Below are 25162 nucleotides of genomic sequence, written 5' to 3' on the forward strand. Positions count from 1 at the left end.
GCTTGAAAGCAGATCTCATTACGGCAACCTGGCGAATCTCATGTATATCTTTCATCATCCTGTCCTATACCTGATGTAGCATTCGATTAGAAGCTTGAGCTCTTAGATGCGCTCACTTCTGCCGCGCCTTGAAACATATGCGCGAGCACTACACCCACACGAACTCTTTTGGCGAAGCACCTATCTCAAAGTGGTACTTAACGATGCCAGCATCTAGCTTAGTAAATGGTCCGAAGCCAGGCTTTATCTTGATTCTATCTCCGCTTATGGCAAAGGTAAACTTCTGCTGATTCATAGCTGTCGGTGCTAAGAGCGCCATCTCTACGCCCTTCTTGAACCACTCTGGCGTATCCTCGTAATTAGAAACTCTCGAACCCTTGCTGTCAAACACATCTTCCGGTGTCTTGGACTTCCTCATCACGCCCATGGTGCTTCCATATCCGAGAGCTATCACGGCTACTATCTTCTCATCGTGGCCAACATCTATAGCATCCCTCACCTTCTTGTATGTTCCGCCAACCCAGCAGGTGTTAAGACCGAGCTGCATGCAGCGAACCACTAACTTTTCACCGTAGTATCCCGCCTTGTCATCGAGGTCGTCACGCTTCCTGCCAACAACAGCGATGTAGTTTTTGACGTTTGAAAATTTGCCGTATTTTGCCAGCAAACTCGAAAAAGCTTTTGGCTCATTTTGTATAAGCTGAAAATGCATATCACCTTCGCGGTTACACTGCTGAATCATAACCTTAAGATCTTCCGCCGCCTTCGTGTCAATAGGTCTATCTTCATAGGCGCGCACGGAATGCCTCATATTCACACACTCTCTGATGTTCATAGTCTCCTCCTCAAACTAGATAATATCTAATTATACCACTATGCGTCAATTGTTGACACCTTAAATGTTATGTCACCTAGGGCATTTAGCAGAACTCTCACGGTATCCAGCGAAGTGAGTGTCGTCACGTTATTCTCCGCAGCACATCTTCTGATGCGGCTACCCATGGAATTTGCATCTTCGGATCTGATATCTCCGATGTTTATCATGTATGTCACATAACCCTGTCTGAACTCATCCATTACTGCGTCCATACTGTTGTCAGTGTGATTGAAGCTTCTGGTCTTAACACCATTATTTTTCAAAAACTGCGCCGTCCCCTCTGTCGCCTCGATGTTGAATCCTAGGTCGTAGAAGCCTCTGATTAGTGGCAGTGCGTCCTCCTTAGATTCGTCGTTGATCGATGCAAATACTGTTCCATAATTCTGCATTCTCATGCCTGCCGCCTGCATAGCCTTGTAAAAAGCACGCATCATATCATCGTCATACCCGATGGCTTCGCCAGTGGATTTCATCTCAGGCGATAGTCTTATATCCATTCCTGATAGCTTTGCAAATGAGAATGCTGGCACCTTTACGTACCATCTCTTCTTCTCGAGTGGCTTCACTCCCTTGAAGCCCTGCTCCTCTAGACTGATACCGAGCATTACCTTGGATGCGATGTCAGCAAGGTTATATCCAGTTGCCTTGGATAGGAATGGCACGGTTCTCGAGGATCTAGGATTTACCTCGATGATATACACATTTTCAGAAGCATCGACGATGAACTGGATATTGAAGAGACCGCAAATGCCTATTCCTAGGCCGAGCTTCTCTGTGTACTCCCTGATAGTCTCCTTGACCTTCTCAGAGATAGAGCATGGCGGATATATACTAATCGAGTCACCAGAGTGTACGCCTGTACGCTCAACGAGCTCCATAATGCCTGGGATAAATACATCTCTACCATCGCAGATAGCATCCACCTCGATCTCCTTACCGCGGATATAGTGGTCAACGAGAACCGGCTTGTCCTCATCGATTTCAACAGCCGTTCTGAGGTACTGTCTGAGCTGATCCTCATCTGCAACAATTCTCATTGCTCTACCGCCAAGCACGAAGCTTGGTCTCACTAGAACCGGATAACCAATCTCTTTAGCAACTGCGCAGCCCTCATCTATATCCGTAACCGCTCTTCCCTCTGGCTTATCAATGCCGAGCTTCTGGAGCAGCTTGTCGAACTCGTCTCTATCTTCGGCAGCATTGATTGCCGCACAATCGGTTCCGATAATCTTTACACCTCTCTCATCGAGAGCATTTGCAAGGTTTACAGCTGTCTGCCCTCCGAGTGAAACAATTACTCCATCCGGTTTCTCGAGCCTAAGGATGTTCATAACGTCCTCGATACAGAGTGGCTCGAAGTAGAGCTTGTCAGCTGTCGTGTAGTCTGTCGAAACTGTTTCTGGATTATTGTTGATGATAATCGCTTCACAGCCTTGATTACGGAGAGTCTTTACCGCCTGAACTGTCGAGTAATCGAACTCAACACCCTGTCCTATTCTGATTGGCCCTGAACCTAAAACTACGACTTTTCTCTTGCCTGACTCCTTAGTCTTCTTGGTCTCACTTCCTTCGAAAGTCGAGTAGAAATATGGCACGTATGCATCTTTAGATGCGGCGCATGAATCTATCATTTTGTACTCTGGGAATAGCTCAACTGCCTCGCGAAGCTTCCATATTTGCTCTTCTGTTACATCCCAAAGCCTTGCGATTTCAGCATCTGAGAAACCATACTGCTTAGCGATTCTGAGTCTTGCGACGTCGTTTTTGTTCGCCTTAAGCTCATTCTCGACAGTGATGATGTTCTCGAACATTTCTATGAAGTAATCTGTTATTGCTGTCAGCTTGCAGATTTCCTCCTTGCTCACACCTCTTCTCAGAAGCTCTGCTATGGCAAATATTCTATCGTCACGGCCCTCAACTATATACGCCTTCATCTCGTCAATATCCCAAGTGTCGAACTTGTCCATATAAATGTGGGAAAATCCAATTTCAAGAGAGCGAACAGCTTTGAGTATACTCTCTTCGAGATTCATACCGATGCTCATAACCTCACCGGTAGCCTTCATCTGTGTTCCCAGCTTGTTGTCCGCATCTGCAAACTTGTCGAACGGGAATCTAGGCACCTTGCTCACGATGTAGTCAACGACTGGCTCTGCCGAAGCCGGCTGGTCGATAATCTCAATCTCATCTAGTGTCATGCCCACCGCGATCTTCGCCGTGATTCTAGCGATTGGATATCCACTCGCCTTGGATGCAAGCGCAGATGAACGAGAAACTCGTGGATTTACCTCGATTAGATAGTACTCCGATGATTCTGGATTTAACGCGAACTGCACGTTGCAGCCACCTTCAATCTGAAGTGCACGGATTATCTTGAGCGCACTCGCCTTGAGCATTGTACAGTCTTTGTCGCTTACTGTCTGGGTTGGGCAGATTACTATTGAGTCACCTGTGTGAACTCCAACCGGGTCGAGGTTCTCCATGTTACAGATAGCAATCGCAGTGTCATCACTATCTCTCATTACCTCATACTCGATTTCCTTGAAGCCCTTGATGCTCTTCTCAATTAGAACCTGATGTGTAGGCGAGATAGAAAGAGCACGTTTGATGAGCTCTTTAAATTCCTCTTCATCGTATGCAAATCCACCGCCTGTACCACCGAGAGTGAACGCTGGTCGGAGGACTACAGGGAAGCCTATCTCTTTTGCAATCTCGAGTCCGTGCTCTTCGCTATTTGCAATATCCGACTGGATTACCGGCTCACCGAGCTGTTCGCAAAGCTCCTTGAAAAGCTCTCTATCTTCAGCACGCTCGATACTGTCGCTCTTAGTTCCTAGTAGTTCTGCGCGGCACTCCTTGAGTACGCCCTTCTTCTCAAGCTGCATAGCTAGGTTAAGCCCAGTCTGTCCACCGATGCCTGGCAAAATCGCATCAGGTCTCTCGTATCTTATAATCCTTGCTAGATACTCGAGGGTGAGTGGTTCCATGTATACCTTGTCCGCCATCGAGGTGTCCGTCATGATAGTCGCAGGATTGGAGTTGCATAGTACCACTTCATATCCCTCTTCTCTAAGAGCGATACATGCCTGTGTACCCGCGTAATCGAACTCTGCCGCTTGTCCAATTACGATAGGACCTGATCCGATAACTAGAATTTTCTTGATGTCACTTCTTTTTGCCATTTTGCTCACCTTTCCTGCTTCCATATTCTCCAGAAATTTTTAAAAAAAGACTCCGATCACTGGAATAAAAAATCCAATGTCGAAGTCTTAATCTACGTTACTATATTCAAGATATGATTCGCGAAACATTCGCTTCTTCATCTCTCTACCTCTTTCTGCGAGTCACTATATCTAAACCTTAAGCATTTTAGCACACTCAAATAATTTGTCTAGAGGTATATTGAAATTTTCTGCAAAAAAACATTTTATAAACAATTTGGAAAAGCAATGCATACTCACGTATATTTGACGTGAAAAATGTTAACGCACTCCCTTATTATGTTTACTATGACTCCAAAGCTCTTCAGCAGTTGCATTCCACTGCTTAGCATATGGTTTACACTTTTTTTCAAGATGCTCAGCACTTTCAGGCGAAATCATATCAGTTGAATGTGCACCCGACTCATTAACCATCTCGGAAAGTCTACCTGGATTCTCTAACATTGGACAAGGCTTAAGATGGTTGCTATTAAACGGCTGATTGTGATGATATGCCATAAACAGCGGTTTCTTGAGAGCTTCCATTATCGTATCCTTACGAATGTTCGAATCAGAATAGTGAATGAACACGCACGGTTCCATGTCACCAGCCGAATTTATATGGAAGTAATTACGTCCACCTGCAATGCATCCGCCAATGTACTCACCATCATTCTGGAAATCAATAGCGAACATGTTATTAGCATAATCCTTAGATCTGATGAGACGAACTTTATCCATCACGTGTTTGCGCTGTTTAGCGGTCGGCATCAAGCTTGGATCCGCATCATTACCAACCGGCATGTAATGGAAAAACCAAGCAAGTTTGCACCCATGTTCCGTAAGCATTCTAATAAAGTCATCGTCGGTTACATACTTGTAGTTTGCACTTGTATAGCAAATGGATACTCCGTATAGAAGATGGTACTTCTGTAGCAGTTTCATAGAATTCATAACTCGCTTATACACACCTTCTCCACGACGAGAATCTGTTGATTCCTCGGTACCTTCAATACTCATTGCAAAAGAGATATTTCCGACACGTTGAACATCCTTACAAAAGTCATCATCTATAAGAGTTCCGTTCGTAAAAATATGAAATTCACTATCGTTAAATTCTTCCGCAAGCTTTATAATATCGTCCTTACGTACGAGCGGTTCCCCACCTGTAAGGATATATATATATGTCCCAATATCATTGCCTTGTTTAATAATACTAGCCATTTCATCATAACTAAGGTTATTCTTATGGCCATATTCGGCTGCCCAGCATCCTGTGCACTTAAGGTTACACGCCGATGTTGGATCAAACAATATTGCCCACGGAATATTGCAATTTTCTTCACGCTGTAATTTGCATCTCTTTTTATTACCCTCGTATGCCGCATTGAATCCGACGTTAGTAACAAAGTGTTTGATTACATTCTCATCTACGTCGTTTACCATATCAGTTGCAAATGAAACCCAGCTTGAGTTGGGATCTGCAAACTCACGCCTGATACTCTCGATAGCCTTCTTACCACTATTTTCCTGTTCGCTTTTAGGCATCATATACTTATCTATGATACCGACGATATCAAGCATACCTTCTCTAGGATTCTTCTTAATCTTTTTGAATCCTATATCAACAGCTTTATTAAATGCAGCTAATTTTGCTTTCTCTCTAAGTGTCATAACAACATCCTTCCGTAAACTGCTTAAGTGTTACTCTTTAACACTAATTGTAGAACTTTATATTATATTTTGCAAATACTGCGATTTACCTAAGCTATATATATGTTCATATAAAAAACTCTCGAAAATTATTACCAACGAGAGTCTTAAAGATTTAATTAATTTAAATATTCAAATGTTATCTAACTGAACCTTGTTATTTGCTCAGTTCTATTGCATAGCTCACAGCAGACAGTGCATACATAGGTGCTGTTTCGGCTCTCATGATGCGTGGTCCAAGCCCTACAGATACCGCTCCAGCCTCTGCAAACGTTTCTATTTCCTTGTCCGTAATTCCACCCTCTGGTCCGAAGATGAAGAGTAGCTTCTCTCCTGCCGAAACTTCCAAAAGTGCCTTGGCAAGAGCAGATTTCTCACCTTCCTTTGCCGCTTCCTCGTATGCGACGAAAACCTTATCGTACTCAGCAAAGCTATCTACAAAGCTCTTCTTGTTAGCGACAAGATTTATACTAGGAACGATATTCCTCTTGCTCTGCTCAGCAGCGCCCTGAACTACCTTCTCAAGCTTTTCTGCCAATTTCGCCAGCTTCTTATCGTCCCATTTCACGATTGACCTTTCAGCTGGAAAGCCGCATATCTCAGCTGCCCCAAGCTCCGTTGCCTTCTGAGCGATAGCCGCAAACTTATCGCCTTTAGGAAAACCGCATGCGATAGTAACGTGAACTGGCAGTTCAACATTTTCGTCTAGCTCTTCTACGATGCGCATAGTTCTTCTCTCTGCATCTACAACTTCTGCAAGTCTCTTGATGCCGTCCGGGAACACGAGAACTACCTCATCACCAGCCCTAAGTCTCATAACGTGAAACATGTGCTTGATAGTATCCTTATCCGTTATCTCAATAGTTTCAGCACTAGGGCTGCCGTATATAAAATATTGCTGCATTGTTGCTCCTTTAGTATATTAGTGTTATTAGTTCAAGCCGTTTCGAATCGTCCTTCTGTAATTGATGAATAATCAATTTAGGCGTAGTGCGTATATATTGGAAAGCGGGGTTTACCAGCCACCGCCTCCACCACCGCCAGAGCCGCCACCAACCGAACCGCCTCCGCCAGAGCTGAGACCGCCGCTGACATCTGCGTACAATGCCGATGATACTCTAGAAAACGCGCTAGATTGAACATGATGAATCATAATGTCCATATTTATAAGGTCGTACACATCTCCGCCTAACGCACTGTATCCAATATGTCCAGCTAGGTTCTTAGGTTCAAACTTCTTCGCCCAAGTGTCGGTAAGCCCGAATACATAGGCATACGGAAGCACGTCGTAGAAATACGATGGATCTTCCTCAACAAGGGCATTTATCCTATCTACCTCTGCTGTAGCGATAAATTCTTTGAAGCCGATAATCTCACCATAAAGCTTGGCGCTATCCTTAGTTCTCTTGAGGAATCCTAGCAGAATTAACGGTACAGCCAAGGCATATACAGCTATTGCAACTAAAGCATACATCGTCATCTCACCGCCAGCAATCTTGTAGAAAAATAATAACATAAACGATGATATCGCTAGATAGATAATTCCCCAGAACGCAAAAGATGTAACGCTCCTTAGACCGCTTCTCGTCCTATGAAAATGATACTCTCTACACATCCTCTTGACAGGCAAGCTCCAAAATGCATCAAGAATCACCGAGCCACCATATACGAATATCAAAATTCGCCAGCCGGTTAGGTACAACTCTCTATACATAGAAAGTGCGATTAGCATACCTCCTGTAATGCAGCTGATGATAGCTGCAATCTTCTCATTTTTCTGCGATTTCTTAGAGAATATCGATTTGTTGTCCGTGTACTGTCGAGCGATTACCTTTCTAATCAGTTCACATTCTTTGCCTATGCGTTTGCTCGCTTCCTCTAGGCTCACTACCTTGCCAAGCGTACCCTTCTTCGTGCTTCCAAATATAATTTTGTAAAAAGTAACGGTAATCGGCGGTTCGTCATATACGTTGGGAATCCGGAGGCTCTCGAATTGATATTTTCCCTTCTTGTATTCCTCAATCGAGATATAGCCTTTCGATGCCAAATAAAAGAACATCGATGTGATATCCCTCTTATTTACAGCTTCGTCGACTAGATATCCGATTTCTCCAGGCGTAACACCTTTTGGAGGCTTAAACGTAACAGGCGCAACGATAGGGTGCTCCTTTTCATTCATAAACCTAAGCACGATAAGTATAATGACGCCGAGAATTGCTACTATTACGGTCGCATAGTTCACCCAGTACTTGCTCGGAGCTTTATACCAATACCCCTTAGGAGTAGGGACAAGAAGCGTTGCTCCGCTGTATGCCGGCAAATTCTCTACATTATATCTGATCGTATTAAATTTTTTGTCATAATTCCACGCACCGTACATGTTATACGTGCTGTTGTGTGGGCCACTATATCCTTTCATCCCACTGTAAGGAAAATGCTGCGGCAGACTCACAGAAACTGAAGCCGACTTGATATCCGTAGCCCAACCTGAAGGGAGAACATCCACATAGATGTCATTTCGATTATTTTTGCGCTCGTAATTAGCAAGCGTATAGATAATGGTGTACTCTTTGATGCCGGTGATTGTCTTTTTCTTATCACCAATCTTAATCTGCATTTGGTTAGCTTTATACAGATTCTTGATCTTGTATTTGCCTCCGCCAACAGACACGTCTTTAATCTTATAGCCCTTTCCAAAAGGAATGTTTCTGATTATCCCATGTTTGGGATCGGTGAAATTCACCTTAATCTTCTCTACAACTACATATGAATAGTCTTTCCTAACATCTACATTCACATTATATTCAAGGGTAGAATATCCAGCGCCTGTGTCGACATCCCCTGAACTGAAATATCTTGTCAGACCAGAGATAAGCCATATTGTGGCTAGTATGCCGATGGATACTATAATTGCTATGCGGTCGTTTCGTTTTTTGTCCATAAGTTGTTCCTGTTGTTATTGTTTAAAGGATTAATAACCCACATGAAATCATTAAGCTAAACTGCCTATGAAGTGTGGATATCCATTAATTCACTTCAGCTGTTGAATCTTCAATCACTGCTTGCTCTAGTAACTCAAGAACGTATACGGGAGCTTGCCTACGCCCACTCTCCCAATCTTGAATTGTTCTTACTGGGATGTTATATTTCTCTCCAAATGCCGCTTGCGATAAGCCGAGGTGCTTACGCATTTCCTTTAGTTCCATTATCATTATCTCCTCTTTTATGTAACTCTTATAGAATAACTTAATGATACAACATGTGGGCTGAATGTGTAAGGGTATAAAAAACCTTGAGCTATCACTCAAGGTTTTGTGTTAAACAATCTTTTTAGCTAAATTACACAACCTAATTTTGTTCATCACATTCAGATAATATAACCTCTCCATTATCACTAACATCGAAAAATCCGACACCGTGTTTTAACGCAATTTTAAGCATAGTATTATATGCGTCCTCTGCTAGTGACCATGCAAAACATGCATATATCACATCTTTACCAATACAATAGTCTGTAATGCGATTTGCAAGATCTTCATCATTTTCTATTTCATCATCACTAAGAGCAAATTCTCCTTCCATCGGTGGAAATACTTGTATCATATCCATAAACCAGTTCTTTAGATTAGCTGAGCTTACTTCTATCGAATCATAATTATGATCTTCCTTCCACTCCACTTGATTTTCGTACCATTTTATAAATTCTGTCTTATTATTTGGAGCCTGTGCTTTTTCGAAAACCATTAAATCGTAACTCATAATTTCTTAGACCTCCTTAAATTATAACAAGCTATTTCTTTTTAATATCCGAACAAGTCTATACTTTCAAACTAAATATTTCATCTTTAATTTTAGTTGATTTCTATACTGTCTAGTGCTTCATGAAGACTCTTCAGTTCCAGATAATTTCGTACCGCAAAGGCTAGACATACTATATTAATCAATAAAAGTACACATAATATAATTTTCCTTTTAGTGCTCATTTTTCTTGATCTCCTTTTACAAAACTAAATATTCACGAATATTAGTTAGTACTCCCACTTATATCCTGCTTCTGTCATATCCTCGCGTATCATATCTCTAATATATGCCACTCAATGCGTTCCCTTTATGTGCTTTTTAGAACGCTATTTTTCAATCTATAAATACGTACCACTCTTATAGCAGATTCTCATAATCGAAAAACCTATACACGCTTCTCTTTTTTAATCATTTCCATTGATATCCAGAATCTTTCATCTCATTTCGTATATTCTCACTAATATCCTTGAACTTACCTTCAATTCTGTGTTTAGTGCGATAATCCTTTTGAAAGTCAATTAGCTGCTTCACTTTATTATTTTTTTCTTTAATTGATATATAATAACCTTCACTGTTTAGATATTTTATAATCTCATTAGTGTTTTGTCCCATTTTTACACTATAGATAATCTCCCCATTGATTACTTCAAACTCTGAAATTTCACAGTCAAGGCTCAATAGATACATATTTATGTCTACTTGAATTCTATATTTTTTTGCATTAATCAAACTTGATGTTATATATATATAATAAAGTGAGGCAAGAGAAATAAATATGGAAATACAAATAACTAAAGCAAGCCTATTATTTAATCTATCCATTTATAACCTCCTTTATCTAATCCATTAATAATATCCTTAACAACAAGTACAGTTGAATCTTTATTTCTATATTATCAAAACTCAAAGAAACATTATCGATAACACTGGCATTATTTTTTTTAGAAATTCCTCATAACTATCATCTAGTTTTATATTCTTACTCACACTCTCTCCTTTACGAATCGTGATTTTATCAAAACTCCAAGATTAGTATTTTCACATATATAAGTAAAAAGACTTATAACTCCACTAGCTACAAGTCTTTTCTCTGTTTATATTGGTACCGCATCCGGGAATCGAACCCGAGATTCAGCCGTGAGAGGGCTGCGTCTTAACCTCTTGACCAATGCGGCATATATTCGTGTCACGATTGCGACACGAATTAGTATACATAATATATCAGAACTTGTCTAGTACTTTTTTCTTTTAACTAAGATTTTATGATTCCACTAGTTTCTCTATTTATTATTCTAGCAAATCCTCGGTAGGAGCTCTCCGCTTGGAGGTGGCAGTAATGTTTCAGTGCCTATTTCTGTGGTCATCACAACGTGTCCAGGCATTTCCCTAGTCACCTCACCTATTACCACCGCACCCTCTGTATGGTTGGAGCTGTGCAGTACCGCAAGTACAGCGTCAGCGGATTTTGCAGGGACAAACATCACCAGTCTGCCCTCACACGCGAGATAGAGTGGCTCAAGACCGAGCATCCCCGTCACACCGGCAACTTCAGGATTTACAGGAACAGCCTCAGTATCGAGTTTGATTCCAACTTCGCTCTGATCTGCAATCTCATAGAGAACGGTTCCAACGCCGCCGCGGGTCGCATCCCTTATAACGTGAATATCTGAAGCGGCTTCGAGTGCAGCATGTACTGCGTTCCAGAGCGGAGCACAGTCACTTGTCACGCTAGCTTCCATACCGAATCTATCTCTCTCGAGCAGAATCGTGCAGCCGTGCCTTCCGACATCGCCAGTCACGATGATTTTATCTCCAGGCTCAGCATTTGCACCTGCTGGGTCAACACCTTCCATTATCTCGCCTACGCCAGTCGTCGTGATGAACACTCCATCCACCTGACCTTTGCCGGCAACCTTCGTATCACCGGATACGATTGAAACTCCAACCTCATGGGCTGTCTCGGACATGGATTTTGCGATGCGCTCCAGCTTCTCGATGGGGAAGCCTTCTTCTATTACAAATGCACACGAGATATAGAGCGGCTTAGCACCCATGCATGCGAGGTCATTTACCGTGCCGCATATAGAGAGCTTTCCGATATTACCGCCCGGGAATTCTGCAGGTGACACGATAAATCCGTCTGTGGACATCGCCATCTTGCCGACTGGTGGCGGCAGAACCGCCGCGTCGTCTGCAGTAAGATATTCATTATCGAAATATTTCTTAAAAATCCCGCCAATCAGGTCGTTCGTCTGTTTTCCGCCTGCGCCGTGAGCGAGGGTTACTGTTTGTTCCATATATCTCCTCCGTACTTATAAAACGCCGAACATGCGCCTTCACCAGATACCATGCATGCGCCTATCGGATGCTCTGGCGTACAGCCCTTACCGAACACCTTGCAGTCGTAAGGCTTGCATTTACCAAGTAGCACATCTCCGCATCTACATGCTGGATTTGGCTTACCTTCTACCTCAGGAAGGTCGAACTTGAACCTAGCATCATAATCACGATACTCTGGCTTTAGTTCGACACCCGATTTCTCGATTACACCGAGTCCTCGCCACTCTGCATCGCAAGGCTCCATCACCGATGCGACAAGCTGTCTAGCCGCAGGGCTACCTTCTTCTGTAACCACTGCAGGGTAGCAGTTTACTGCAAAAGGCTTTTTCTCCTCTATCTTCTTGATAATCACTGCAAGTGCCGTCAGTACTTCGGAGCCTGAGAAACCAGCTACTACACCGGATATTCCGTGCTCATCGCGGAGTTTATAGTAGTCTTCCATTCCGGTCATCGTGCTCACGTGGCCTGGATATAGAAATGCATCAGCACTGCCCTTGAGCGCTAGGTAAGCGTTATACATCGTCTTGTTAGCTGTCAGTATTGAGAAATTCTCAACACCCTGCGTCTTCGCTTCACGTACCGCCATCACGCTTCCAGGAGTTGTTGTCTCAAATCCAACCGCAAGAAACACAACTTGTTCCTCCGGATGCTCCTTTGCATACTCGAGCGAGTCGAGTGGTGAATATACGACATTTACCTTTGCACCTTTACTGCGAACACCTGCGAGGCTCATCTCCGTTCCCGGAACTCTGATTAAGTCTCCAAAAGTCGTGATAGTTGCCTGCTTATCCAGTGCAAGCATCACCGCTTCATCGATGTAAGAAACCGGTGTTACGCAGACAGGACATCCTGGACCCGAGATAAGTTCGATGTTATCAGGGAGAAGCCTTCTGATTCCAAGTCTAAAGATCTCATGAGTATGAGTTCCACAGACTTCCATGATGCGCAGCTTCGGGCCGTCGTAAGAAGTAACAATGTCACGTGCTTTTTTTGCACTATTGTTAATTGTCATTTAGCTCCTCCATGACCTTATCTGCCTCTGCTGCTTCATCTGACGCAACCCTAGCAATCGCAAGACCTGCGTGTACCATAACGTAATCTCCAGGCGCGAGGTCTGAAATCAGCTCCGCAGACACTTTTCTCTTTACGCCACCAGCATCGATGACAGCCATGTTATTCTCAATATTAGCAACCTTTGCTCTCAATCCCACGCACATTTGTGCACCTCCGTCATTTTCTAATCTCTATATATTTTATACCCTTGTGCAGCCTTATGGCTGTACTATTTATTGTTTTTCGTTTTCGAGCGCAGCTATTCCGACTGCCGCCTGTCCAAGGGCTATGCCACCGTCATTTGTAGGCACAACTGAATGTTTCAGCACTTTGAAGCCTTCGTTTTCTAGTCCTTTATCCACAAGCTTCAGCAACAGTAGATTCTGGAATACGCCACCAGATAGTGCGACCACATTTACTCGGCATCTGGTGCGCTGGTAGCAGCACGCAATTACTATCATGTCTGCCAGCGCTTTATGGAAGAAATATGCCAGCTGGTCTGTATCTTGGTCGGACAGACTCCTTGCGGTCAGTTCCATAAGCAAGGTGTCTGTGCACAGTTCAAACTGGTCTTGGTCGATATTTATCAGCCTGCCTTCGTAAGGCGCTAGGCTTATTCCTTGTGCTTCGGCGCGTTCGGCTGCAAACTGGAGCGCCATCGAGGCCTCGCCTTCGAAGGTGCTGGCTGACTTGATTCCCAGCACTGCGCTGGCTGCGTCAAAGAGTCGGCCTGCGCTTGTCGATTTCACGGTATTGACGTTGTTACCAAGCATGAAATCGATGCTCTGTCTGCCCTTCTCGTCTCCGAGATCAAGCGTCTCAGCTATGCGGTTCGCTGGCTCACTTCCGAGCACTGTGCTCATCATGGAATAAGCGATTCTCCAGCCTTCTCTCGAAGCGATATCGCCACCTGCATGTACGAAAGGGGTGATGCTACCAACTCGCTCATACCCATTTTCATCACCAAGCAGGAATTCGCCGCCCCAGATAGTTCCATCTGGTCCATATCCTGTCCCGTCAAAAGTCACGCCGAGTGCTGTTCCCTCGTATTCATTTTCCGCCATACACGAAATCATATGTGCATGATGATGTTGCATCTCCATAACCGGAACACCTTCCCTCTCCGCAATCACCCTAGCCATCTCACTCGTGTTATAGCCTGGATGCATATCTCCAACTACAATATCTGGCTGTATCTCTAGCAGCCTCTCCATGCGTGTAGTCGCTGCCCCGAGCGCCCTCACACTTCTCATGTCTGCCATGTCACCTACATATGGTGAAAGATAATAAAGTCCCTTATCGCCTAGGCAAAATGTATTCTTCAATTCCCCGCCTATTCCGAGTACCGCATGAGTGCTTTCTCTCTTCGCTACTATCGGTAGCGGTGAATATCCTCTTGATCTTCTAATCATATACGGTTTGCTTCTGTAAAATGCCATTACCGTATCATCCGCTCTTATCCGTATATCTCTCGAGTTCGATAGTATGATATCGCACATCGGTGATAGATACTTCAGGGCTTCCTCGTCGTTCATGCAAATTGGCGCTCCAGATGGGTTACCGCTGGTCATCACCAGCACATCCGAGATAGGCTCATCATCTGGATAATCGAAGAGGAGCATGTGCACCGGTGTGTATGGCAGCATCACGCCTAGATTAGGATTTCCAGGTGCTACAGATGCTGCGATTCTGGAATTATGCCCTATCTGGCTGTTGGCCTTAATTTCTCCTTTTATATTGGAATCAGGCTCTGCCGAATCAGCTGAATCGTGACGTCTCGGAATCAGTACTATCGGCTTCTGCGGACCGGTAAGCAGCGGCTCCATCTCCGGCTTCAGCCTGCATTCGCGCCCGGCAACCTCGAGATCCCGCATCATCACAGCAAACGGCTTCATCGGGCGCGCCTTCAGCCTTCTGAGACGCCGGACCGCTGCTTCGTTCGCGGCATCGCAGCAGAGGTGAAAGCCGCCTATCCCCTTGATGGCGGCGATACCGCCATTCCTAATCACAGCCCTAGTTGCAAGAAGTGCCGCCGCGCCATATGCCCTCTCGGGGCAATCTGAATCAGCAACCTTATCTGAATCTGCCGCGTCATATGCCCTCTCGGAGCGATCTGAATCAGCAACCTTATCTGAATCTGCCGCGCCATATACCCCCTCGGAGCGACCCGAATCTGGAATCCTATCTGAATTATATTCTGTGCCACCTATGATCTCCGCCCTCTGCCCTACAGCTGATACATCTACAGCAGTTCCTATCCCTTGTGCGGCAGCCTCAGAAGCTCCGCCCACGAGGGTGTAGAGCTCCGGCCCGCAGTCGTTACAGCATACAGGCTGAGCATGATAACGCCTCGAATTCATATCGGAATATTCGTCACTGCAGGCCTCACACATCGGAAAACCAGCCATGCTGGTTTTCACCCTATCGTAAGGCATAGAATCTAGTATAGTTAAACGAGGACCACACTGAGTGCAGTTTATAAACGGATGGAGATATCTCCTATCATTTTTATCGAATAGCTCCTTTGCACAGTCAGGGCAGGTAGCGATGTCAGGCGACACGAATATCTGCCCTTCTTCGTGCTTGCTCAGTGCAATCTCGAATCCTGAATCTGCAGAGACATCTACAGGACTATCCATTACCTTAACCTTGACGATTGCTGATCTGGCAGGCGCTTCGGTTTCTATCGCAAGCACAAATTCACCTATTACGGTCTCTTCAGCTTTGGCGATTATCTCAACGTAAGAGCCCTTGTTACAGACGCTTCCGGATATCCCATATCTTTCCGCAAGTCTGCTCACAAAGGGTCTAAAGCCAACACCCTGAACTATTCCATAAATTCTGATTAATCTACATACCACTTGAAATCACCAACATCCATATTCTCTGATACAGAAAACTATATCTCTATATAACATAACTCAAAACAGCTTACATTTTGCCCTTCAGAATTACTCTCAGCCCCACATTCACACTATTTCACCACAGCTCCTACCTTATGCCAGTACTCTTCATCCGAATCAGAAGAGTATAGGGAAGCCGAGATAGCGAAGTGAGGAAGACTAAGGAAGGTACCCTTCCATCCCGGAAGTGCTCTCTTTATAAGCGGATCGCCGATAACCATATCATATCCACCTGCTTCGACGAGTTTCATGAGCTCCTCCTCTTCATTTAATTTAGCATCATTTTCTTTACGAGCCTCTTTGCTCATCATGAACCAGCTCGCAACATCTACACGTTCTAGTTCCATATTGCTGGATGACTCTAGAAGAATATCACGTAAAGAGTTTGCTAGCACCTGCTGATGCATGATTAACACTTTCTTGGGTTCATGCTCCTTCAATTTGTTTGAGAAAGCATTTACACGTTCTTTTGGCAGAGGATAGGCAATCTCATAAGGAACTCCGTACTTGTCAGACAACCATCTCGCAGACTTTACACCCGCAGGCGATACGACTATGTTCCTATCTACATTTGCAGCAAGTGTTACGTCTTCGAGTGTATCGTTCATTCCGTATATAACTGGATTATCGATACCTTCTTCCCTGAGAGCCTCTATCATATCCGAATAGTCACCACTGCCCGGTGTATCGAGTGGAGTAAATCCTATCACTCCAACTCTTCCATGAGCCCTGCTCTTATCTACGTCTGCACCGATTTCATCATGCAGACTTCCTGCTACGACGAACTTTGCACCGGAGCCTTTTTCCTCTATAAGGTAGTTCTTAAGTAGCTGCAAAAAAGCCCTGCTTACGCCCTCGTCATACATATCGATTCCGTTAGTTTCCACGGGTACGACAGGTACTTCGTAGTCTGTTTCCATTAGCTTCTTAAGAGCTCTATAGTCAGTAGCAATAACTGCTGGTACAGGTGTGCCAATCAAACCGACAAATTTAGCATCTATATCCCCGAGCGCTTCCTTGGTCTTCTGGATGAGAAGTTCATCACGGCCAAGAATCGCATCGAGGTCTCTTAGTGCTGCGCTGAAAATCGCACTCTTCTTCTTATCCCAGCGAGGTTCATCATAACCGCATATATTTCCAACGCATCCGCCCGCATCCATGATTATCAGCATACCGCCGTAGTGAAACAGCACAGAGACCGCTCCAGACTGATCTGGCGTAAATGGTGAAAGATATTTTCTAAGCCCTTTCATCAGCGAGCCTCCTCTCCACAGCCTTTACAAAGTGAACAAGCCCTTTGTATCCAAACGGCTGAATCTCGTTATTCCAATGCACATTGATTGACTCCGGGTAGTAGAACTGTGCATCTATACCGATTGAAATATCTACCTTTTCCGAACCATCGTAGTTCATCATTGTCGGCGACATAGTCGAGTATACCTTCAGGTCTGGATTATATCCCGCAAGTTCTTTGATGAACGGAAAGTCATCTTCACTTATGTTTGCAAATACCGCTTTAACGAGTAGCCCCAGCTTCTCGAGTGCAAGTGCCATCTCTATCGAGTTTCCGTTTACGACCTGTCCTATTGCAAAGGTCTTTCCTGCACAGAGTTCCTGAAGCCTCTTACATGCCTCACTCGCCTCTTCAAAGTACTTCGAATCGTCGATTTCTACTCCAAGTGCCGAAGCGAACAGTGCATACTGGCGCTGTATTCTGTCTATCTCATACACTCTAGTCAGCTCAATGTAAGGAATATCGAGCTTAGACTCAAGGGTAAATGCTGCTTTTCTCGACTCAGGATGGAGGATGATATTGAAATCAGCGCCGCCCATCTCCATATATTCCTCTAGTGTTTCTTTTCTTCCAACCTCATGAACTGTGTTTATTCCCATCTGTGCGAGGATTTCATAGAGCTCCGAATCGTCTTCAAGATGCGTAAAGTTTCCAAGCAGATTAACCGTCCCACCCTTAGGCTTCCTCTTCTCGAGTAGAGAGTAAATCGCTTCCCTAACAGCTACCATCGGCGGGTTCTTGCCCTCACGCATAAGCGCATACATATATGTAGGAACGACATGAATTCCCGTGCGTTCCTCCGCCTTTCTACAGACACGCTCGAGGTCAGTTCCGAGAAGTGCATCTACACATGTAATGCAGATAACCACAACCTTAGGCTTCACTTCACATACTTCATAGATCTCTTCGATAGCCTGCGGAATGTCGGATAGGTGTCTACCTGTGACGAGGTCATTTTCGCTCATCTGTAGAAAAAACATCCTTTCGCTATATCCGCCTTCATCCGCCAAAATCGTAGTATTACGGCCACAGCAAGCTGGGGCAACTACGAGCATTACCGATTCCGGAATTACTACTCCAGCTCTCTTTACGCCAAAGCCTTGTGCGCCCGGAGAATTGTACATCAAAGTTGCCGGTGAGCTGTATACGAGATGCTCGTTACTCACTAGCTCTGTCGGGATGCTGCCTGCTTCAGCGAGTGCCCCTATCGTCGTAAAATAAGTGTCTCTCGCCATTATGAATTCTCCTTAATCAGGTAGTCTGCAAGGGCAAAGAATCTCTTTGCGATGTCAGACTCAGGATTGCCCTCGATTACAGTCTTGCCCTGGTCTTCCCAGTCGATGATTTCCTGACTGCGCGGAATCTCTCCTACGATTGGAATTCCAGCCTCATCTGCAAATGCCTGTACCTTCTCCGTCTCGTTCTCGACATTACGGTGATTGAGCACCACGCCCTTTACCTTGGCATATCCGCGGTCTGCGAAATTATCCACAGCCGTCTTGATGTTATTAGCCGCATAGAGAGCCATCTTTTCCCCTGAAGTTACGATGAGTATATCTTCTGCAAACCCCTCTCTGATAGGTGCTGCAAATCCTCCACAGACAACGTCTCCGAGCACGTCGTACAGAACTACGTCAGGATTGTATCTGCCAAAAACATCTAAATCATCTATGAGGTTAAACGTCGAGATGATTCCTCTACCTGCACATCCAATGCCAGGCGTAGGTCCACCAGTCTCGATACATTCTACTCCTCCAAATCCAGTTTTAACCATCTCATCGATAGTCGGCTCATCGTCGTTATCTCTCATGAAGTTCATAACCGGAATCAGCGGATTACCGCCGAGCAGATTTATTGTCGAATCAGCCTTCGGGTCACAGCCAATCTGAACTACCTTATACCCTTTCACCGCAAAAGCCGCAGCTAGATTCGCTGTAACTGTCGATTTACCGATTCCACCTTTGCCATATATTGCTACCTTAATCATTTATCCCCCTACACAAAAAGACTTCAAACCACACGGGTAGAAGTCTCCGAAAACAATGTCATACCACTCGGGACCCCTTGTGGTTGGTCTTCATTTAGTTACTTAAAATTATACTATCGCTACATATGGTACGCAATAAAAGGTATTTTAATCACAATCGTTTACATTTTTTTGAGGTACTGATAAAATATTTTTTAATACTAGGCCTCCTCATGAACCATTTTCTGTGTTCGTGGTGCGAGGCAAATTATATATATTTAGGGAAGTATATTCTATGAAAAGAATTGCAATATATGGGAAAGGCGGGATTGGCAAGTCCACTACCGTTTCAAATATGTCTGCAGCTCTCGCTGGTAAAGGCTATACGGTTATGCAGATTGGATGCGATCCAAAAGCAGATTCCACGATAAGTCTTCGTCAAGGGCATGAGCTCACTCCAGTTCTCGACACTTATAGAGATAAAATCAAGGACATTCAGCTCGAGGATATGTATACCATCGGATATAACGGTGTAATCTGCGTGGAGGCTGGCGGACCAACACCCGGCATCGGCTGTGCCGGGCGAGGTGTTGCTAAGGCACTTGACCTACTCAAACAGAAGAATTTTGAAAAGGTTCTGTGCCCTGATGTTGTCTTCTATGATGTGCTCGGTGACGTAGTCTGCGGAGGTTTCTCAATGCCGCTTCGCAAGAATTATGCGGACAACATATATGTCATCTCTTCAGGGGAGCAGATGGCGATATACGCAGCAATGAATCTCGGACTCGCTATGGAGAACTTTAAGCGCAGGGGGCATAACGGACTTTCCGGCATCATTGCTAACAAACGAAATGTTAACGGTGAAGATGAAAAGCTACGGACTCTAAGCGAAGACCTCGAATGCCCGATAGTTGGAACTATTGAACATAGCATGGTTGTAAAGAGAGCCTCTGACGACGGGCTCACCGTTGCTGAAGCTTATTCAGATGATCCGATGGTTGACGTATACACTAAGATAGCGTTGGATATTATAAACAGGGATTAATATGCTGATAAACTTACACAAACCTGATATTAATAAGGCGATGGTGAAGCTCGGGGACCTTGATTCCCTAGCTCCTTTTCCGCGCAAGCTAGAGTACTCATGTCCTTCACGCGGTGGCTGGACTATCGCTCATACACCGATGATTATTCCCGGCTCGCACATGATATACATCGGAGCTTCAGCCTGTCTGCGCGGCGTAGTTCTATCTGCTGCCGAGTATGAAGGTCTGGATAGGTTTTCGATGGTTTTAATTGAAGAGAAGGATATTCTGAGCGGCAATATGGAAGAGCTTTTTATAGAGGGTGTCACCGACATTCTTAATAAATTGGATCACCGACCTACGTGCGTACTGCCATTTACAGGCTGCATTCACTACTTCCTGGCCACGGATATCGAATACATATATGACGAGCTTTCGGCTCGCTTTCCAGATATCGACTTCATCTCTTCGCAGATGACACCGACTATGAAGATAAACGACCACACGCCTGAAGAGGATATGTGCCGCTCGATGTATCTCTGCATAGAGGAGCAGCCACTTAACGACAAAGTCGTTAACTTCATCGGTGATAGTTATCCGATCGCAAAGTCCGGTGACCACATGAAGCTGTTACACGAGCATGGCTTCCGCACACACGACCTAGCTTCAATAGATTCATACGATGAATACAAGGCTATGGGTGAGAGTTTTCTCAACATCTACTCCCTGCCTATTGCAAAATGGTCAACCGAATGCCTTGAGGAGAGGCTTGGACAGCAGAGCCTATACATGCCATACACTTATAACTACGACGAGATTGACCGAGATATGAGCAAACTTGCGAAGATCATTGGTGCTCCTATACCTGATTTTGCGGTGCTTAGAGCTGAAGCTGATGAATCTCTTGCAAAGGCTCTTTCTATAATCGGAGACACCGTGGTAACCGTGGACTTTATGAGTACACCTCGTTTTCTCAGTCTAGCAAGACTGCTTCTATCTCACGGATTTAACGTGACAGAAATTTACGGAGATGTTCTCTCTCCTGAAAGTCAAGATGACATAGATTGGTTTAAGAAAAATTATCCAGATATACCGCTTATAGCTACGCAGGATTTCCGTGCCCGCTTCTACCCTAGGGACGAAACTAATGACGGCAAAGTGCTTGCGATTGGGCAGAAAGCTACGTATTTTACAGGCACTAACCACTTCGTAAACCTGATTGCCAATAATGGATGGTATGGCTATGATGCTATTAAGAAGCTTGCGGATGAGATGATCGATGCATTTAATAACGAGAAAGATGCTAAATCCATAATTCAGGTTAAGGCTTGGGGGTGCTCGGCATGAAGCAAGTAGCTAGAGTTCTATCTACATACTCTGCCGATCTATTCGGCATCTGCTCAGTCCTATACGAACTGGGCGGTCTCGTTGTGATGCACGATGCATCTGGGTGCAATTCAACTTACAATACTCATGATGAGCCGCGTTGGTACGATATCGAGAGTATGATTTACATCTCTGGTCTCATTGAAAACGATGTAATACTAGGTAATGATGAGAAGCTAATCAGCGATGTAATCGAGGCAGCAAGCGAGACACAGCCTAAGTTTATCGCTATTTCCGCAGCTCTGATTCCGCTATTTATGAGCACCGATATGAAAGGTATTGCACGCATAATCGAGAAGCGCACTGGCATTCCGACATTTGGCTTCACCACTAATGCTATGGATACTTACGTGCTCGGTGGCAATATGGTCTACCGTGAATTTTTAGGCAGGTTTTGTCCTAATCTGGAGAGCATTCCGACTTCACCTGAGGAAAATTCTCTCTCTGTCAATCTTCTCGGTGTGACTCCACTCGACTTCTCGATAGTCGGGAATGTTGAGGCTCTTAGAGATTATTTTAAAGAGCACGGAATCGAGATTAATTGCTGCATGACAATGGGATGCACAGTCGAAGAAATGGCAAATGCACACAAGGCAGATGTCAACATTGTCTGCTCATCGCTGGCAATTGACGGAGCAAGAGTTCTACAGGATAAGTACGGAACACCTGCTGTCCTGGGAATACCTATGGGAAAGTCGGCTAGCTTCGACCTTGAACAGCTTATTAGAAAGTCTGCAGTTGACGGCAAATCTCGCATACTTGGTTCAACAGAAGAGCTTTACAGCATTCCATCCCTTGAACATGCAAAGTCTAGTTACACTCTTCGAGATAGAGCTAGAGGTGGAATCTGGATTGTCTCCGAAGTCCTTAACGCAGCTGGTATTCGATATACACTAGAGCATGACCTCGGACTTGATGAAGTACATATACTCTGCCCTACTCAAGTAGACGCTAGAGCTCTAAGAGATGGCGATGTTATGGTACGTGACGAAGCAGATATAGAGAATGTTCTTAAGGGTGCAGACTGCGTGATTGCGGATCCTATCTATAGACGAATCCTGACGAGAGATGAAAACGGCAATTTGCCGCACTTTATAAATATGCCACACGAGGCTTATTCGGGCAGAATGTACAGGAGTCATATTCCTATTTTTACCGGAGTTGATTTTACAGAATGGCTAGCAGGAAAAATCGATGCTGCTGACGAGCATATTGACATCAATGATATTATGAAAACAAATAAACCATACAAAAAATTTATTTAATTGAAGAGGGAGAAAAATGATGAAAAAACTGTTAATTACCTTACTTACTGTAACCATTTCGCTTTCTTTTGCAAGCTGCGGCAACACTAGCAAAAAAGCTAAATCTACACCGAAACTTACAAAGAAAGATTTCGTTGGAATATGGGATGGATCTGCAGTTATTGATTCAAATGGATCCTATCCGAAAGATTACGAAAAAGGCAAAAAAGTTTATTCTGATAATATCGGATTAATTTTAAACTATCTTGAATTTGAAGATGAAAATCGTGCTTCATTCTATATTATGGATAAGCAATATCATGGAACATGGGAATTGAAAGGAAATTCTATCGCCTTAACAATTGAAGAAGCAAAGCAAATAAGCGAGGATGAAAGCGACTTACTGCAACCAGGTTCTGTATTGGAGTTCGAATTTGACTCTGACAACAAGCGCATTTTACATAAGCTTGATAGCGGAGCAATGTTCGTTTACGAAAAGAAATAAATCGAGCAATTCACTCTAATTCAGAGCTTTGCTCAATACAGCAATATCTTGCAGTACTCGCAGAGTAACCGCTGAGATATTGCTTTTTTCGTTATAGAGTAGCTACCGAGAAAATACAGCATATGTAGTTGCATTTCCTCGGTATCATTTACCATAAACATATCTGTCCATTATTACAACTTAATTCTTCTGATTATCTTTATTCCCGTGATTTTGGCCGAATTAAAAAATAAAGGATCCATATCTGAGAAAAGAATATAATTATAACAAAGTGTGTTATCTATTCTGCTCCGCTAAGCGCTCCTGCTCCGCCTTCTTGTCCATCTTGAACTGATTGCGGAATTCTTCTGGGCTGCTTGGAAGCTTTTTTATGTCGGATTTGTTGTAAAGTGTGTAATAATTTCTATCCTCATTGTATGATGTCCTATCAGGATTTAGGTTTCCTAGTATATAGTGCCCACGTTTGCTCTTAACTAATATCATCCCAACGACACTCTTATCATTGATATAATTCCTGTGACCATACCCATTAATAGTATTCTTTTTTACGCTTGATACATCTTTAAACCCGACACTAGCACCTTCTATTGGTTTAATATAGTATCTGTTATTCTGTACTTCGTACTTACCAAAGTAAATTCTTATCAACGGATAGCTGCCGTCACCTTCTTCATTATAATTTTTCTCATATCTCCTACTATCATCATACATTAGCACATATGTCCCATCATTTTTGAATTCGACATAATATCTTGGATCATCTTTATCAGGATACTCAGTATAGTACCCGCTCATGTACACAGTATTGTTCTTTATTTCTGTAGTTCTTTTAGGCATCATAATAATCACAATAGTAGAAACTAGTAAAATCAATATTATAAAAACAGCAACCATTCTTTTATGTTCTATTAGTCTTACCATGACGACACCTCGATTCAAAATCACTTTTGCGCTTTTCCCAGTCTATTTTGTGTTTATCTTTTATTTCTTTCGGTGGCTCAAACTTTATATCGTTATATTCATCATCTTTTATATGATTTCCAGCCTTATCAAGAACATATCGAGATTCCTCTCTAAAATGTGATTCATATTCCGGTTTTGATGGTTCCACATCAAGCACTGTATGCACCTCGTCATTATGACGTGCATAATTGAAGCTTGAACAGTTCACTTTGGCATCTTGAGTTGCTTCTTTGTCTAAAAGGGTAAAAAATTTACCATCGTCATTGATTATAAACTCTGAGCGGAACCTACCATTTGTAACAACCTTGAGGTTTATTCCGCCATTTGCATAACTATGTCCCTCAGGATAAATATATTTTTTATTTTCAGGATCATAATATGACTTCAGATGCAGCCTTGTAGATTCCTCTGCTGTCCAGTTCCAGATTTTCTCTTTTACTATATAGTTGATTAGTTTTTCTTCATCTGTACGGCCTTCGTAATTGTCTACTATGTATTTTGCTTGCTGATAAGATATTACATGCCTGAACAGATGAAGCTGCTTTCCTAAGTCACCTTTCATGCCGCTTGGATAGTATGCTTTTTCTACAGTGCCTGCCAGGCTGCCCCAGAATTTATCATCAGGCTTCATATTTTTGTTTATCTTATCTGCTACTGCTCTTAGTTGGTCAGCTGATGATCTTTCGTCCAGTTTGTCCATGCCTGTAATTTTCATCAGTACAGACAGTTTCTTCTTGCTTTCGGAAGCGGATATGCTCTCTGCCTTCCAGGCATACCACATGTTATCAAAGACTTTAGTGCCTACTATCTGAGTATCTCTATAGCATGATGTGATGGCTTCAGACATATTAGAAGATTGTCCTTTTCTACCAAGCATCTCTTTGAAATACTT

Annotated in this window: 21 protein-coding genes and 1 tRNA gene; 4 read left to right on the forward strand and 18 right to left on the reverse strand. The window is 43.6% G+C overall.

Translation table 11 applies throughout. The annotated features are described in order from the left end of the window. Positions 1-148: 148 nt before the first annotated feature. The 16 genes from AXF17_RS07720 to AXF17_RS07795 form a co-directional block, all read right to left on the reverse strand. Positions 149-835: a nitroreductase family protein gene (locus AXF17_RS07720; protein ID WP_094234514.1), complete on the reverse strand. Its 687-nt coding sequence runs from the start codon at positions 833-835 to the stop codon at positions 149-151. A 38-nt stretch (positions 836-873) separates the two neighbouring features. After that, the gene (gene carB / locus AXF17_RS07725) at positions 874-4059 is read right to left on the reverse strand and encodes a carbamoyl-phosphate synthase large subunit (RefSeq protein WP_094234774.1); all 3186 of its coding nucleotides are present in this window, start codon (positions 4057-4059) and stop codon (positions 874-876) included. Between the two features lie 300 nt (positions 4060-4359). Beyond that, entirely contained in the window at positions 4360-5751 is a 1392-nt protein-coding gene (locus AXF17_RS07730; protein ID WP_094234515.1) for a radical SAM protein, read from the reverse strand. 196 nt (positions 5752-5947) lie between these two features. Continuing rightward, entirely contained in the window at positions 5948-6694 is a 747-nt protein-coding gene (locus AXF17_RS07735) for a 16S rRNA (uracil(1498)-N(3))-methyltransferase (RefSeq protein WP_094234516.1), read from the reverse strand. A 111-nt stretch (positions 6695-6805) separates the two neighbouring features. Beyond that, complete coding sequence (locus tag AXF17_RS07740) at positions 6806-8731, reverse strand: DUF2207 domain-containing protein (protein ID WP_094234517.1); 1926 nt, start codon at positions 8729-8731, stop codon at positions 6806-6808. A gap of 85 nt (positions 8732-8816) precedes the next feature. Then, positions 8817-8996 (reverse strand): helix-turn-helix domain-containing protein, encoded by a 180-nt coding sequence (locus AXF17_RS07745; protein WP_157682598.1) that lies wholly within the window; start codon positions 8994-8996, stop codon positions 8817-8819. A 142-nt stretch (positions 8997-9138) separates the two neighbouring features. Next, complete coding sequence (locus AXF17_RS07750) at positions 9139-9549, reverse strand: hypothetical protein (protein ID WP_094234519.1); 411 nt, start codon at positions 9547-9549, stop codon at positions 9139-9141. 450 nt (positions 9550-9999) lie between these two features. Continuing rightward, entirely contained in the window at positions 10000-10413 is a 414-nt protein-coding gene (locus AXF17_RS07755; RefSeq protein WP_094234520.1) for a hypothetical protein, read from the reverse strand. Between the two features lie 278 nt (positions 10414-10691). After that, positions 10692-10766, reverse strand: a tRNA-Glu gene (locus AXF17_RS07760). A gap of 117 nt (positions 10767-10883) precedes the next feature. Continuing rightward, positions 10884-11888, reverse strand: a complete 1005-nt coding sequence (gene hypE, locus AXF17_RS07765; protein ID WP_094234521.1) for a hydrogenase expression/formation protein HypE — start codon at positions 11886-11888, stop codon at positions 10884-10886. After that, positions 11873-12943: a hydrogenase formation protein HypD gene (hypD, locus tag AXF17_RS07770; protein WP_094234522.1), complete on the reverse strand. Its 1071-nt coding sequence runs from the start codon at positions 12941-12943 to the stop codon at positions 11873-11875. Before hypD ends, hypE begins: the two co-directional genes overlap by 16 nt. Then, positions 12933-13148 carry a HypC/HybG/HupF family hydrogenase formation chaperone gene (locus AXF17_RS07775; protein ID WP_094234523.1) on the reverse strand — a complete coding sequence of 72 codons (216 nt, stop codon included), beginning with the start codon at positions 13146-13148 and terminating at the stop codon, positions 12933-12935. The genes hypD and AXF17_RS07775 overlap by 11 nt, the downstream gene beginning before the upstream one ends. A 69-nt stretch (positions 13149-13217) precedes the next feature. Beyond that, on the reverse strand, positions 13218-15845 hold the full coding sequence (locus tag AXF17_RS07780) for a carbamoyltransferase HypF (RefSeq protein ID WP_094234524.1): 2628 nt from the start codon (positions 15843-15845) through the stop codon (positions 13218-13220). Between the two features lie 113 nt (positions 15846-15958). Continuing rightward, positions 15959-17140, reverse strand: a complete 1182-nt coding sequence (locus AXF17_RS07785) for a nitrogenase component 1 (protein ID WP_094234525.1) — start codon at positions 17138-17140, stop codon at positions 15959-15961. Further along, a complete protein-coding gene (locus tag AXF17_RS07790; RefSeq protein WP_094234526.1) occupies positions 17127-18416 on the reverse strand; it encodes a nitrogenase component 1 in 1290 nt (429 codons plus the stop codon). The genes AXF17_RS07785 and AXF17_RS07790 overlap by 14 nt, the downstream gene beginning before the upstream one ends. Beyond that, positions 18416-19168: a nucleotide-binding protein gene (locus tag AXF17_RS07795; protein WP_094234527.1), complete on the reverse strand. Its 753-nt coding sequence runs from the start codon at positions 19166-19168 to the stop codon at positions 18416-18418. The genes AXF17_RS07790 and AXF17_RS07795 overlap by 1 nt, the downstream gene beginning before the upstream one ends. Before the next feature lie 274 nt (positions 19169-19442). Here AXF17_RS07795 and AXF17_RS07800 point away from each other — a divergent pair, with 274 nt between their 5' ends. The 4 genes from AXF17_RS07800 to AXF17_RS07815 are packed head-to-tail and all read left to right on the forward strand — an operon-like array spanning position 19443 to position 23307. Then, positions 19443-20192 (forward strand): nucleotide-binding protein, encoded by a 750-nt coding sequence (locus AXF17_RS07800; RefSeq protein ID WP_094234528.1) that lies wholly within the window; start codon positions 19443-19445, stop codon positions 20190-20192. Between the two features lies 1 nt (position 20193). Continuing rightward, entirely contained in the window at positions 20194-21519 is a 1326-nt protein-coding gene (locus tag AXF17_RS07805) for a nitrogenase component 1 (RefSeq protein WP_094234529.1), read from the forward strand. Beyond that, positions 21516-22823: a nitrogenase component 1 gene (locus tag AXF17_RS07810; RefSeq protein ID WP_094234530.1), complete on the forward strand. Its 1308-nt coding sequence runs from the start codon at positions 21516-21518 to the stop codon at positions 22821-22823. Before AXF17_RS07805 ends, AXF17_RS07810 begins: the two co-directional genes overlap by 4 nt. 16 nt (positions 22824-22839) lie before the next feature. After that, complete coding sequence (locus tag AXF17_RS07815) at positions 22840-23307, forward strand: hypothetical protein (protein WP_094234531.1); 468 nt, start codon at positions 22840-22842, stop codon at positions 23305-23307. Between the two features lie 276 nt (positions 23308-23583). On the opposite strand, the gene AXF17_RS07820 is transcribed toward AXF17_RS07815, so the two are convergent. Both AXF17_RS07820 and AXF17_RS07825 read right to left on the reverse strand, forming a co-directional pair. Then, on the reverse strand, positions 23584-24228 hold the full coding sequence (locus tag AXF17_RS07820; RefSeq protein WP_094234532.1) for a hypothetical protein: 645 nt from the start codon (positions 24226-24228) through the stop codon (positions 23584-23586). After that, positions 24206-25162 (reverse strand): DUF3114 domain-containing protein (locus tag AXF17_RS07825; RefSeq protein ID WP_169711340.1); only part of this gene is annotated, 957 nt, incomplete at its 5' end. The genes AXF17_RS07820 and AXF17_RS07825, both read right to left, overlap by 23 nt.

It is taken from the genome of Mogibacterium pumilum (assembly GCF_002243385.1).
Lineage (GTDB): Bacteria > Bacillota > Clostridia > Peptostreptococcales > Anaerovoracaceae > Mogibacterium > Mogibacterium pumilum.

Excerpts from the sequence above, each read along its gene's own strand:
- AXF17_RS07735 (WP_094234516.1), bottom strand. The coding sequence starts at position 6,694 with ATGCAGCAATATTTTATATACGGCAGCCCTAGTGCTGAAACTATTGAG.
- AXF17_RS07820 (WP_094234532.1), bottom strand. The coding sequence starts at position 24,228 with ATGGTAAGACTAATAGAACATAAAAGAATGGTTGCTGTTTTTATAATA.
- AXF17_RS07810 (WP_094234530.1), top strand. The coding sequence starts at position 21,516 with ATGAAGCAAGTAGCTAGAGTTCTATCTACATACTCTGCCGATCTATTC.
- AXF17_RS07720 (WP_094234514.1), bottom strand. The coding sequence starts at position 835 with ATGAACATCAGAGAGTGTGTGAATATGAGGCATTCCGTGCGCGCCTAT.
- AXF17_RS07745 (WP_157682598.1), bottom strand. The coding sequence starts at position 8,996 with ATGGAACTAAAGGAAATGCGTAAGCACCTCGGCTTATCGCAAGCGGCA.
- AXF17_RS07795 (WP_094234527.1), bottom strand. The coding sequence starts at position 19,168 with ATGATTAAGGTAGCAATATATGGCAAAGGTGGAATCGGTAAATCGACA.
- AXF17_RS07750 (WP_094234519.1), bottom strand. The coding sequence starts at position 9,549 with ATGAGTTACGATTTAATGGTTTTCGAAAAAGCACAGGCTCCAAATAAT.
- carB (WP_094234774.1), bottom strand. The coding sequence starts at position 4,059 with ATGGCAAAAAGAAGTGACATCAAGAAAATTCTAGTTATCGGATCAGGT.
- AXF17_RS07785 (WP_094234525.1), bottom strand. The coding sequence starts at position 17,140 with ATGAAAGGGCTTAGAAAATATCTTTCACCATTTACGCCAGATCAGTCT.
- hypD (WP_094234522.1), bottom strand. The coding sequence starts at position 12,943 with ATGACAATTAACAATAGTGCAAAAAAAGCACGTGACATTGTTACTTCT.
- AXF17_RS07740 (WP_094234517.1), bottom strand. The coding sequence starts at position 8,731 with ATGGACAAAAAACGAAACGACCGCATAGCAATTATAGTATCCATCGGC.
- AXF17_RS07730 (WP_094234515.1), bottom strand. The coding sequence starts at position 5,751 with ATGACACTTAGAGAGAAAGCAAAATTAGCTGCATTTAATAAAGCTGTT.
- AXF17_RS07790 (WP_094234526.1), bottom strand. The coding sequence starts at position 18,416 with ATGGCGAGAGACACTTATTTTACGACGATAGGGGCACTCGCTGAAGCA.
- AXF17_RS07815 (WP_094234531.1), top strand. The coding sequence starts at position 22,840 with ATGATGAAAAAACTGTTAATTACCTTACTTACTGTAACCATTTCGCTT.
- AXF17_RS07800 (WP_094234528.1), top strand. The coding sequence starts at position 19,443 with ATGAAAAGAATTGCAATATATGGGAAAGGCGGGATTGGCAAGTCCACT.
- AXF17_RS07755 (WP_094234520.1), bottom strand. The coding sequence starts at position 10,413 with ATGGATAGATTAAATAATAGGCTTGCTTTAGTTATTTGTATTTCCATA.
- AXF17_RS07775 (WP_094234523.1), bottom strand. The coding sequence starts at position 13,148 with ATGTGCGTGGGATTGAGAGCAAAGGTTGCTAATATTGAGAATAACATG.
- hypE (WP_094234521.1), bottom strand. The coding sequence starts at position 11,888 with ATGGAACAAACAGTAACCCTCGCTCACGGCGCAGGCGGAAAACAGACG.
- AXF17_RS07805 (WP_094234529.1), top strand. The coding sequence starts at position 20,194 with ATGCTGATAAACTTACACAAACCTGATATTAATAAGGCGATGGTGAAG.